The 12,004-nt window shown below is 55.8% G+C and carries 7 protein-coding genes; 1 reads left to right on the top strand and 6 read right to left on the bottom strand.

Annotated features, from left to right (window positions below; translation table 11 throughout):
- Positions 1–59: 59 nt before the first annotated feature.
- Complete coding sequence (pdeH, locus tag ACLJRE_RS13415) at positions 60–827, bottom strand: cyclic-guanylate-specific phosphodiesterase (protein WP_000595625.1); 768 nt, start codon at positions 825–827, stop codon at positions 60–62.
- A gap of 228 nt (positions 828–1,055) precedes the next feature.
- On the opposite strand from pdeH, the gene ACLJRE_RS13410 reads away from it, so the two are divergent.
- The gene (locus ACLJRE_RS13410) at positions 1,056–1,985 is read left to right on the top strand and encodes a sugar kinase (protein ID WP_000037583.1); all 930 of its coding nucleotides are present in this window, start codon (positions 1,056–1,058) and stop codon (positions 1,983–1,985) included.
- A 53-nt stretch (positions 1,986–2,038) separates the two neighbouring features.
- On the opposite strand, the gene ACLJRE_RS13405 is transcribed toward ACLJRE_RS13410, so the two are convergent.
- From ACLJRE_RS13405 to bcsZ, 5 genes are all read right to left on the bottom strand, one after another.
- The gene (locus tag ACLJRE_RS13405) at positions 2,039–3,526 is read right to left on the bottom strand and encodes a M16 family metallopeptidase (RefSeq protein ID WP_001163183.1); all 1,488 of its coding nucleotides are present in this window, start codon (positions 3,524–3,526) and stop codon (positions 2,039–2,041) included.
- A gap of 219 nt (positions 3,527–3,745) precedes the next feature.
- Positions 3,746–5,032: a C4-dicarboxylate transporter DctC gene (gene dctA / locus ACLJRE_RS13400; RefSeq protein ID WP_000858228.1), complete on the bottom strand. Its 1,287-nt coding sequence runs from the start codon at positions 5,030–5,032 to the stop codon at positions 3,746–3,748.
- A 157-nt stretch (positions 5,033–5,189) separates the two neighbouring features.
- The gene (gene hmsP, locus ACLJRE_RS13395; RefSeq protein WP_023212595.1) at positions 5,190–7,196 is read right to left on the bottom strand and encodes a biofilm formation regulator HmsP; all 2,007 of its coding nucleotides are present in this window, start codon (positions 7,194–7,196) and stop codon (positions 5,190–5,192) included.
- Between the two features lie 173 nt (positions 7,197–7,369).
- Positions 7,370–10,912 (bottom strand): cellulose synthase complex outer membrane protein BcsC, encoded by a 3,543-nt coding sequence (gene bcsC, locus ACLJRE_RS13390; RefSeq protein ID WP_023212596.1) that lies wholly within the window; start codon positions 10,910–10,912, stop codon positions 7,370–7,372.
- Positions 10,894–12,003 (bottom strand): cellulose synthase complex periplasmic endoglucanase BcsZ, encoded by a 1,110-nt coding sequence (gene bcsZ / locus ACLJRE_RS13385; protein WP_000988811.1) that lies wholly within the window; start codon positions 12,001–12,003, stop codon positions 10,894–10,896. The genes bcsC and bcsZ overlap by 19 nt, the downstream gene beginning before the upstream one ends.
- Between the last annotated feature and the right edge of the window lies 1 nt (position 12,004).

Below are 12,004 nucleotides of genomic sequence, written 5' to 3'. Positions count from 1 at the left end.
GACGAAAAAGGAGGATGACCGCGCCTCGTAATACCACGTATTACGGGAACAGTCTGGCATTACAGGGTCAGAATCACCTCTTCGAGCGATATCAGCGGCACGGGTCGAGAAAGAAAATAGCCCTGGGCGGCAAAGGCGGGCGAACGCTGCACATCACGCCACTCTTCCAGCGTCTCCACGCCCTCGACAATAACGCCGCGGCAGTAGCGGTTCATCAGTTGCAGCAGCAGAATGAACAGGTTGCGCCCCTCCGGGGACTGACGCAGCATGACGAACAGCTCGCGCGCCACTTTAATGTAGTCATAACGCACTTCGCTCAACGCTGAAAAATTGGCCATACCGGTACCAAAATCATCCAGCCACAGCGGGCCGAACTCACACATCGAGGCGAAAGAGGAGTCTTTCGGCAAACGAATATGTTCCACCAGTTCGAAACGCAGCCAGGGTAAGCGCTCCATCGCTGCCAGAATGTCCGGCTGTCGTCGCATGGCAATCAGCGTAGGGCCGTCGACATTGACCGATGCCAATAAGTGATGGCGAGTGAAAAAATCCGCTTTTTGTTCAAGCTGATGAAGTTGTTCTTTCACTACGTCAATGCGGTGTCGAACCGCTAACTCCGCGAAATAACGATCCGGGGCAATACGTCTGGAAGGGTTATCAGGATGGGTGACGACAGTGAGAAGTTCAACCGCCATCAGACGGCCATCCGTCTGGTATATCGGCTGGTAAGTATAGGCACGCTCGCATTGCAGCCAATAGCGCCGTTCCTGCAAATTTTCTATACCTGCATCAGGAACGCGTAGCTGCTGGATAACCTGCTTTATCATCTCAGTTGTCCTGTTAATGGGAGTGTGACTGTCCGGACTCGTCAAAGGTTATCGGCGTTCAGGCAGAGAACTTTACCCTCGGTCCCTGGCAAAATAAAAACAGACCACGAAACTTGTCAAAAATACGCACTTGCTCAAAAAAATAATGGACCGATGTTTTAATATTATTGACCACTAAACATCCACAGCGCACACTAACGCTAATTTTTACAGATCAGGTTCACGACTATGTCTAAAAAGATTGCCGTGATTGGCGAATGCATGATTGAGCTGTCGCAGAAAGGCGCTGATGTTCAGCGCGGCTTCGGCGGCGACACGCTGAATACCTCCGTTTATATTGCCCGTCAGGTCGATTCTGCCGCTCTGGCCGTTCACTATGTGACGGCGCTGGGTACTGACAGTTTCAGCCAACAGATGCTGGAGGCGTGGCAGCATGAAAATGTGGATACCTCGCTAACGCAGCGGATGGAAAATCGCCTGCCAGGCCTCTATTACATCGAAACCGATGATACTGGCGAGCGTACCTTCTACTACTGGCGTAACGAAGCGGCAGCGAAATTCTGGCTGGAGAGCGAGCAGTCAGCGGCTATCTGCGAGACGCTGGCAACCTTCGATTATCTCTACCTGAGCGGCATTAGCCTCGCGATTTTAAGCCCAACCAGCCGTGATAAACTGCTGTCTTTATTGCGTGAATGTCGGGCCAACGGCGGGAAAGTCATTTTTGATAATAACTATCGCCCGCGTTTATGGACAAGTCGCGAAGAAACGCAGCAGGTCTATCAAAAGATGCTGGAATGTACTGATATCGCCTTCCTGACACTGGACGATGAAGACGCGCTATGGGGTCAGCAACCGGTGGAAGAGGTCATTGCCCGCACCCATGCGGCAGGCGTACAGGAAGTGGTGGTAAAACGCGGGGCGGACTCTTGCCTGGTCTCGATTCAGGGCGAGGCGCTCATTGACGTTCCGGCAGTGAAACTGCCGAAAGAGAAAGTGATAGACACCACTGCCGCAGGCGACTCCTTCAGCGCCGGTTATCTGGCCGTTCGTTTGACGGGCGGCAGCGCGACGGATGCCGCGAAGCGCGGACACCTGACGGCCAGCACGGTGATTCAGTACCGTGGGGCCATTATTCCGCACGACGCGATGCCGCAGTAAGTCATTCGCTCTTGCCCGGTGGCACTGCGCTTACCGGGCCGGCAGGCGGCAGCTTACTGTGCCGCCGGTGTCTCCGTCACTTCCGGATGCGTCTCATCTGCTTCAACAGCGGCGGCAGTTGTCGGGACCATGATTTCATCCCACGTCGCCTTTAACGCCTTCATATTAAATTCCGGCTCGCCTTGCGGTTGCAGCAAAATCAATGCCATCTCCTGCGATAGCTGCTGACGTAGATTCTGATTGAGCATATCGACGGTCAGGCTGTTGAGGAAATTCTGACGCAACTTCTGATACTGCTCCGGCGCGATATCCACCACCTGATTCTGCAGCGAGCGCATACGCTGTCCAGTCAAAATGTCAGTATCGGTACGCGCGTAGGTCGCGAACAGCTTTTGCAATTCGAGATTTTTCTGCGCCACCAGAGCAGTAAACTCCTCTTCCGACAAACCTTTATCGCGTACTTTCGCCAGTTCATTCGCCACCAGGCTCAAATTGGTATTGAGCTTATCATTAGGTGATTCAATGTTGATGGCGCACTGCGCGCGCAGGAACAGAACCCGGCAGTCAAACCCCAGGCCAATATCTTTCGCGTTATTTTTAGTAAGCTCTTGCTGGATATGCCAGAACAGCGCTTCACGCGCCAGATCCGCCTGCCAGTAGCGCAACAGCGCCGCCGATTCGCGAATCGGTTGCCACGGCGTATCCCACATAATGGAGAGACGATCCTGGCGCACCGCATCGGTCATAATGCTCACTGATTCCGCCCGCAGCGGCGAAAGCGTCGGCACCGGGGCGGGCGTTTCGCGTTTACCTTTCAGCGTACCGAACGTTTTATTGATCTGCTCGGCGACGGAGCGCGCATCAATGTTGCCGACAACAATCAGCGTCATGGCATCCGGGGTGTACCATTTTTCATAGAAAGCCTGAATTTTGGCTGCGTCTACCGGCTGCTTTAACGGTTCCGCGGGATCGTGCCCCAATAACGCCGATCCTTTCAGCCGATAACGCCACCAGCCCTCTTTAGTATCTGCTGGCCACGTCGCAACCATATCTTCGCTGCTTAACGCATGATTCACCGTCTCTGGCGTAATGGTTAATTTACCGGAGACGTTAGCCAGATAGGTCAGCGCTTCTTTCAGCAGATCGTTACGGTTATTGGGTAAACTGAGGTTATAGAGCGTGGAATCATAAGAAACAATAACGGGCGGCATGGGACGTTTCGGATCAAACCCTTGCTGCCATAAAGAACGTGCCTGTGCGGCATCCAGACCACCGCTTTGCGTCAGCGCGATACGGGGAATCGCATGGCTGAACCCGCTCTGTTGCGTACTTTCGGTGAGCGAACCGGTATTAACCTGGAGACGAACTTCAATACGATCGCTGGGGCGCTGAGGCGTAGCCAACACTTGCCACTGTAACCCATTAGCCAGCGTCCCCTGTTGCCATGCCGGATCGGGCTGGAGCGCATCTGCCTGCACATAGCCGGCAGAGGCCAACATCAACAGACTGCCCGCTAAGAGTCGAATTTTTGTGCCCTGCATGTGAACCCCTGATCAACAATCCTGGTAATAAAAAGACAGCCCCGGCAGGGATGCCTGAATATGACGTAAAAACACTTCGTGTTAGACCGCGAGAACCTAAAAATGTCACGGAAGAAGTGAAATAATCCCTAAGCATCATGCTGTATGCTTTGGGCGCAGGGGTCAATTATGCGCAAACACCCGCAGTCCTGGAAGGGACTACGGGCATAAGTGGCGAGATTAGGAGGAAATTTCGTGCGTTTTGCCATCCGGCGCACGATTATTAAGCACATCGTCCAGCTTTTGGTGATCTAACTCTTTCACCCATTTGGCAACCACCACCGTCGCCACGCCGTTACCCACCAGGTTAGTCAGCGCGCGCGCTTCGGACATAAAGCGGTCGATACCGAGGATTAACGCCAGTCCCGCAACCGGTAAATGGCCCACGGCGGAGATAGTGGCCGCCAGCACGATAAAGCCGCTTCCGGTCACGCCCGCAGCGCCTTTTGACGAGAGCAGCAGCACGACCAGCAACGTGATCTGGTGGAAGATATCCATATGGCTGTTGGTCGCCTGGGCGATAAACACCGCCGCCATCGTCAGGTAGATAGAGGTGCCATCGAGGTTGAACGAATACCCCGTCGGGATCACCAGCCCTACCACCGACTTACGGCACCCCAGTTTTTCCATCTTATCGAGCATACGCGGCAACGCTGACTCGGAAGAGGAGGTGCCGAGCACAATGAGTAATTCTTCCCGGATATAGCGAATAAATTTAAAAATGCTAAAGCCCGTTACCCGTGCAATCGTCCCCAGCACCACCACCACAAAGAGAATACAGGTGATATAGAAGCAGATAATGAGCTGCCCCAGTTGCACCAGGGAACCGACGCCGTATTTACCGATGGTGAAGGCCATCGCGCCGAATGCACCAATCGGCGCCAGGCGCATGATCATATTGATGATGCCGAAAATGACCTGCGAAAAACTCTCAATCACATTGAAAATGAGCTGGCCTTTGCTGCCCAAACGGTGCAGCGCAAAACCAAACAACACCGCAAACAGTAAGACCTGCAGAATGTTGCCGCTGGCAAACGCGCCGATCACACTGCCCGGTATAACATCCATCAGGAAGGCAATAATGCCCTGCTCCTTAGCTTGTGCGGCATAAACGGCCACCGCCTGCGCATCCAGCGTTGCCGGATCGACGTTCATCCCGGCGCCAGGCTGCACGACGTTGACGATGATAAGACCGATAATCAGCGCAATCGTACTGACAATTTCAAAGTAAAGCAGCGCGACCGCGCCGGTACGGCCCACCGCTTTCATGCTTTCCATGCCTGCGATGCCCGTCACGACAGTACAGAAAATGACAGGAGCGATGATCATCTTAATGAGCTTAACGAACGCGTCGCCAAGCGGTTTCATTTGTGCGCCCAGTTCAGGATAGTAATGGCCAAGGAGAATACCAATGGCGATTGCTGTCAGGACCTGAAAATAAAGACTTTTGAACAGAGAGGTTTTCATAGGGTGTCCTTGAAGTAAAAACCACAGGTCTTGTAAGGTTATGAGTAACCTGCGGCCTTAAAATAACACCCACACAACATGACAGAAATGCGCCAGGATCATAATTGAAACAAAAATGTTAAAAAGTTTGAGCTGGCTCGCACAAGCGCGACCTTTTTTAACTTTTGTAATCAGGATTTTCGTGCGACAGATACCGTTCTTCAAAGATATCCGCGGGAACGGGCCGAGCAAACAGGAAGCCTTGCGCGACGTTGACTCCCGCCTGTTCCAGCCACGCGCGTTGCGCCTCGTTCTCCACGCCCTCGGCAATCAATTGTAAATTAAGACTGCGGGCCATCAGGATAATCGCCGTCACCATACTGTGATCATCCGGTAACCCATCGACAAACATTTTATCAATTTTAAGGATATCGACCGGTAGCGACTTCATATGCTGTAACTGGCGCAGCCCCGCGTAACCCATGCCAAAATCATCCAGTGCGATACGCACGCCAGCATTACGTAACGGACGTAAGATAGCGACGGCAGCGTGCGGATCGTCGATACGGCGGCTTTCAGTGACCTCAAGAATCAGCGTACCCGGTTGAATACGATAGCGGTTTAACAATTCCAGCAGCTCCGATACCATGCCAGGGTGCATGAGCTGTAACGCGGAAAGATTGACGGAGAGCGGCAATGTCACGCCGCGCTCCTGCCAGGCGGCAAGCTGGCGACAGGACTCTTCCAGCACCCAATGGCCCACCGTGACCATCAGGCCGCAGGATTCAATGCGCTCAATCAGTCCCTCCGGTAATTCCCAGCTACCGTCCGGCTGCTGCATACGTAACAAGGCTTCGGCGCTTAATACGTTGCCGCTGCGCATCTCGACCTGCGGCTGCAGCCAAATAGCAAACTGATGATTATCCAGCGCGGTAAGGATATCGCTCTCTTCGGTAAGGCGCTGTTGAGCGGCCTCCATCTGCGCCGGGTCAAAGAACTGGATCTGATTTTTACCTTTTCGGCGCGCGGTAAACGCGGCGGAGACGGCGCGACCATAGAGCGCTTCGGCGGTCAGATCGCCATAATACATCGCAATGCCAATACTGCAGCTTGGGCGCAGTTGAATACCCTGAATGGGCAGTCGTTCATTAATGATAGTGAGTATTTGCTGACCTAATGTGATGGCGTGCCACGGCTCTTTGACGCCGTGGGCGATAATGGCAAAGTCATAGCCGCTGACCTGCGTAAGCACCATGCGCGGCGCCAGCACCGACTTCAGCTTCTCAACCAACGTCAGTAATAGAATCTCCCGCTGCGTTTCTTGCAGCACGCCTGCCGTGTCACGCAACGTTTCGCACGTCACGATAATAAGCGCGGTGGTCTGTTGGCGGGTGATAACCTGTTCCAGCAGCGCCATTAAAAAGGCTTTATTGGGCAGCTCGGAAACCGGAAAACGCATCGCGTTGTCCGTTTGCTCCTCGCGTTGACGCTGCATAAGCTGCTGGTTGAGGTTATAGCTGCGCACCAGCATCCCAATTTCATCATCCTGATGCAGACGCGGCAACGCCAGCTGATGTCCGATCAGCTCCTGCTGCGGAATGTCGTTCAGCTCGCGGGCGATTTTGCGCAGCGGATGCACAATCAGGCGGTTTACGCACCAGGCGATGGCCACCGTCAGGATCAGCGATAAAAGTAAGTAAATGGTCACTAACGTAGAGAGCGCGCTCATGACGAACTTGTACATACGGTACGAATCCGCCTGCAATACAAGGTAGGCCAGCGGTTGCGGATTGGCGGGACGCTCCAGCGAATAAACCGGCAAAGAAATTTGTACCGGCAGTTCGAAGAGACGCGTCACCATAACCGGGACGGGGCGTTCAGGAATGAAGCGCTTACGCAACGCCTGGAACTGATTCGGCAATACCACATCGGCGCGACTCACCACGCCCGCAGGTTTAATACTTTCCAGAATGGTTTCCGCGCCGGGGAGATCCGCTTTTAAAATCGCGGAAGAAAGAGGTTCCCGAACAGATCGCGCGATGCTTTCCAGTTGCGTAGCCGTGTTGTAGCGGTTCTGCTGTACCAGATGGAACAACAAAACGGTGCAAAAGACAAAAACAAACACCATGACAACGGCCGCAACCATTGCCATCTGTTTAATTGTTAACGAGCGGCTGACGCGCAAATTGACTCTCCCTGGATATCCCGGACTGCCGCCTGAGTATACCCGATTGCTGCGGCATTAAGAGAGGCTGTATCTGAAAAGGACTTTTCTGAATAACGGTTAATGATAGCGTCTGATGGCGCTGCGCTTCTCAGGCCTACGATGCCTGTCAATTCGTAGGCCTGACGCAATGATTACCAGTCAGCGTAAGGCACCAGAGGCTGCGGCGGTAAATCCATATCCCCCTGCCAGCCCGCCGCGGAATAACGGACATACAGCAGCAGATGACTGGGGGTATAGTCTTTCGCCTGCTGAATATCGACAGCCGTACCCACAAACCAGTTGGCAGTGACCCGGCGTTCAATGAGGGCCCGCGCGGTATAGCCAAATCCCTGGCTGCTACCGCCGCCGTTGGTCTGGTCACGCGCATCCTCCTGATAATCCGCCGGGATCAAATTCATCAGCGGATAACGCGGCATGGTACGGTTGCGGGAGTGCGACCAGGATACCGAGCCGCCTAGCTCCCACGACCAGTTTTCCGTACGCTGCCGCCACATCACCGGCACCGCAAACGACAGGTATTCCTGCGGGCTATAATAACCGCCCTGACCCAGTGAATAACCGCTCAGATCTTTGTCGTAATGCCAGATCATGTTATTCAGCCCGACGGTAACGCGGCGGTTATTCTCGTTAATCACCTTATAGTAATAACCGGTCATCCAGCGCACGCGCCAGTTATCTTCCACATTTTTACCGCTCAACTGGTCGCCGCTGAGCGACGCCCAAACACCGTTTGCTTCGCCTTTATCATAGCTGAGACTGACGCCGCCGCCGTTGGCCCGCACGCCGCCCCATTTGGTGCCGGTATTGCTGCTGGCGTCCTTTTGCCCGCCAAACGCCAGCAGCGAGCTGGAGATCGGGCGACGATGCGCGTTCAGGGTATAACCCAACGGCCCGATATCGTCGCTATAGCTGACGCCGCCGACCACATCAACGACATTAAAGCCCATCGGCGTCGTGCCGATATCCCAGCGCCAGGTCTCATTCTGCCAGCCGACCGCCACGCTCGCGCCCGTATCGGCCTGGCTACGATGTCCGCTGCATTTCTCCAGCGTACAGGTACCCCAGTTATTATCGTATTTTCCATCCGCATCCGTAGAGAAGCGGCCAACATCCATATTCACCATATCAGTACGAAAGAACGCCCGCCCGTCCGACCAGGGCGCATCCACCTGAAGCATCGTGGTATGCGCCTTCAGATCGGAGTAGCCGCCAGTCCCGCTCGCCCCCCAATAATCGTGCGCCAACGTGACATTGAGATCCTGCTGACGGTACAACTCCGCCGCATCGCTACGCACGCCGCGTTTTAGCCAGTCATCTTTTTCATCATTGCGCGTCAGGCGGGTAAAGGTATCGTTATCCTGGGGACGAACCGGCGTAATCGCCGCGGCGACCATTGCGTCTTTGTAGGTCTCCAGCGCCCGCTGCGGCTCGCCCGTTTGCGCCTGAAAAGCGGCGGCGTCACGCAATACCATCGCGCTTTCCATTGATGGCGGCTGTGCTTTTGCCTGCGGCGTAATGCGGTTGAAGGTCCGCGCCGCCGCCGTGATATCGCCAAGCTGGAGCTGCGCCTGCGCGACGCGGCGCTGCATGTTAAGAGAGGTGATTTGCGACGCAGGCAGCGCCGCCAGTTGAGCGCGCGCCGCAGCGTTATCGCCCTGTGCGATGTCGATTTCCACCCGCCCCAGCATGGCATCGACATTACCCGGCTCCCGCGCCAGAACGGCGTCATAAGCGGCGCGGGCCGCCTCATTATCGCCACGCTGCTGCGCCCAGTCCGCCAACGTTAACTCAATGCGCGTAGAGGGAGGCTGCTGACGTAACAACGCTTCCGCTTCGCGTTCTTTGCCGCTATCGCGCAAGCGGTTAGCGCTTTCCAGCACCTGGTTACTTTGCAATCGGCCCGCCAGTTCCTGAATATTGCTGTTCCACTGGCTGGTCGGCAGGGTATTGAGATGCGCCAGCGCCGCCCGGTCCCGATCGCTGCCGGAAAGATAAAGCCCATAAGCATAGACCTGTTCCGGATCGTTTGGCTTCTGCTGCGCCAGAGAGCGCATTTGCGCATCGGCCTGGGCGTGCTGCCCGGCCTGCCACAGATCGCGTGACAGTCGGTACGTCACCCACACGCTCCCCGGATCTAATGCCAGCCGACGACGGTGCAGTTCTGCGGCCTGCGCCCATTTGCCCTCGCTTTCCAGCGTTTCCGCCTGCTGCGCCAGACGGTCATTTTCCAGACTGCGTTCGATATCGTCGATACTGCGCCGCTGGCTGGCGGAAAGAGAAGCGATAAACGCGGCGGCTTTTTGCGGCGACTGCTGGCGATAAAGATTCGCCAGCCCGCGTACAGCATTTGTATTACCGCTATCCATACGCAGCGTCTGCTGATAATAACGTTCGGCGGCGGCATTATCTTTGCGCGCCATCGCCACATCCCCCAGCCCCAGCACCGCGTAGCTGTCGGTGTTATCCACTGCTCGCGCCTGCTGATAGAAACGCTCCGCCTGGGCTAGATTATTCGCTTTTAAGGCCGCGTCGCCCTGCTGAATTAACAGCCAGTAGCGATTGACCTTCAGCAGACTCTCCCACTTATCGCGGCTGCTGCTGTGCGGCGCCATCGCCAGCGCCTTTTCAAACTGCGCGACGGCGCGGGCGCGATCGCCACGCTGTGAGTATGCCTGCCCCAGCGCGCCGACCGCCTCGCTGTCGTCCTGCCGGGCGCTCACCGCCTGCTGCAATTGCGCAATGGCCTTACCGCCTTCTCCGGCATTAACCGCCGCGATGCCCTGCGAGCGCGCGCGGAACGCCGGATCGGCTAACTGTTTTTGCTGCTCGCTAAGCTGGGCGCGGGCGGCAGACACGCTATCGCCTTCGCTAAACTGCGTCAGATAGTCTTGCAACGCTTTTACGCTGGCGTCGCTCACCGGGAGATCTTTTATCTGCTGGTACCAGATGGCGGAGGCCGCGCTGCGTCCCGTACTGGATTTCGCCATCTGTTTTAGCACCGCAAATCCCTCATCGCGCCGCCCGCTGGCGAACAACAGTTGCGCCAGCGCATTTTGCAGAGCGTTATTACCCGGACTGACGGCATTGATTTTCTGTAGCTGGTTAATCGCTTCGTGACGGCGGGCGGGCAATTTCGCCACGGTCGTCCAGTATTCGACCGCCAGTTCGCCCTCCGGCGGATAACCTTTAAACAGCTTGTCGTAGCTGGCGATCGCTTGTTCAGTATGGCCGGTCGTCGCCAGTAAACGCGCCTCCTGCAAAGACTGACGTCCTTGCGGCGTGGAGAGCAGCATCGCGGTGCGGGAAGATTGATACGCCGTCGACTCCGGCGCCAGTTGCGCCAGCCGGTCAAGTAGCTTCTGCGCCCCGTCGCTATCCCCCTGGCGCAACAGATAGCGGAAACGGGCGGCGATAACCTGTGGATCATTGGGGTCGATCAGCTCCAGGCGATAGAGCGACTGACGGACTAAGTCCTCACGGTGCGTGGCCTCGCCCAGCCGAACCTGCTCCAGCAACTGTTGCTGCGCGGAGGTCGCTGCGCCGGCAAGCGGTGTTAGCGCCATACCAAGCGATAAACCCAACAATGCCCGAGAAACGCCCCTTTTGCCAGGTAAGGCGTTTCGACCTCCAGCCGGCAAAAAAGCGTGCATGAGACTTAACGTGAACTTACGCATTCCTGGCCCCAGTCAGGTAATAATTCACCTTTGACGGTGAAGCGAAAACGGTGCTGATCCCAGCCTTGTCCAAAGAGAGTCAGCACATAGTTGTAATAGGCATCGCTGCCAGGAAAATGGTCTGCGACCCGCTGTCGCTGCACGGCCTGGGCGTCGCGATTTTGCAGGAAAGGCAGTAAGGCGGCGGAAAACCCGACCGGCCCCGTCCCTTGCGCGTTCCCGCTGACGACATCCACTTTCTCCGGTGGAACGCCGTTTTTCATCGTTAACGTCGCCATCGGTTTAAATCGCGCCAGTAAACGCGCTTTTTGCGGATCGCCATCATGCATCATTCCCGCCCATAAATAGACGCGAATCGCATCGTAGCTACTGATCAGCGTCTTTTCCGCTTTCAACTGCCAGCCTTGCTTGCTTTCATAACGCACCCAGTCCGGCGAGAAACCTTTCGGCGCGGTTTCCAGCAAAAGCCGCAAATTGGTTTCCCGTAGCGTCGACCACGGCGCGCCAAAACGGCTAAAGTATTGCGCCAACTGCGGCGGCAGATAGCTTGGGTTAAAACGCCAGCTATTCGCCTCGGCAAAGCCGATTTTGCCAGGTAGCAGCATTGAGCCCAGCCCCGGCACATTCACGACCTCTTCGCGGGCGATGCGTTTTAGCAACGCCGTGCCCACCTCGGTATAACGCGTCTCTTTCCACAGACGACCGGCCTCCAGCAGCGACCATGCCATCCAGATATCGCCGTCGGACGCGGAGTTGCTGTCCAGCACCGACCAGGTGTCGGGATCTTTTTGCCCCCACAGCCAGGCGGGCAGATGTTCACGCAGCGATCCCTGCGCCAGATTGTTTTGCGTCCAGTTAAACAGTTGCGCGAACGCCGGTCGATCGTTCGCTGCCAGGGCAAAGAACATGGCGTAGCTTTGCCCTTCGGAGGTGGTAATTTTTCGCGCATCGCCCGGATCGATAACGCGTCCCTGCTGGCTAATGTAATCTTTCTTGAACTGTTCCCACGCAGGCCAGCTACAGGCTGCCTGCGCATTTATTGCCGTCAGCATGACGAGCATCGTTATCCATCCGCGCAGCATAGTCATCATG

It is taken from the genome of Salmonella sp. SAL04157, from assembly GCF_046551635.1.
Classification (GTDB): domain Bacteria; phylum Pseudomonadota; class Gammaproteobacteria; order Enterobacterales; family Enterobacteriaceae; genus Salmonella; species Salmonella enterica.
Note: the sequence above shows the minus strand (reverse complement) of the source record. Positions and strands in the feature narration are given on the sequence as shown.

What these genes read in the sequence shown, in the direction of transcription:
- pdeH (WP_000595625.1), bottom strand. Translation starts at nt 827, where the DNA reads ATGATAAAGCAGGTTATCCAGCAGCTACGCGTTCCTGATGCAGGTATA.
- ACLJRE_RS13410 (WP_000037583.1), top strand. Translation starts at nt 1,056, where the DNA reads ATGTCTAAAAAGATTGCCGTGATTGGCGAATGCATGATTGAGCTGTCG.
- ACLJRE_RS13405 (WP_001163183.1), bottom strand. Translation starts at nt 3,526, where the DNA reads ATGCAGGGCACAAAAATTCGACTCTTAGCGGGCAGTCTGTTGATGTTG.
- dctA (WP_000858228.1), bottom strand. Translation starts at nt 5,032, where the DNA reads ATGAAAACCTCTCTGTTCAAAAGTCTTTATTTTCAGGTCCTGACAGCA.
- bcsC (WP_023212596.1), bottom strand. Translation starts at nt 10,912, where the DNA reads ATGCGTAAGTTCACGTTAAGTCTCATGCACGCTTTTTTGCCGGCTGGA.
- bcsZ (WP_000988811.1), bottom strand. Translation starts at nt 12,003, where the DNA reads ATGATGACTATGCTGCGCGGATGGATAACGATGCTCGTCATGCTGACG.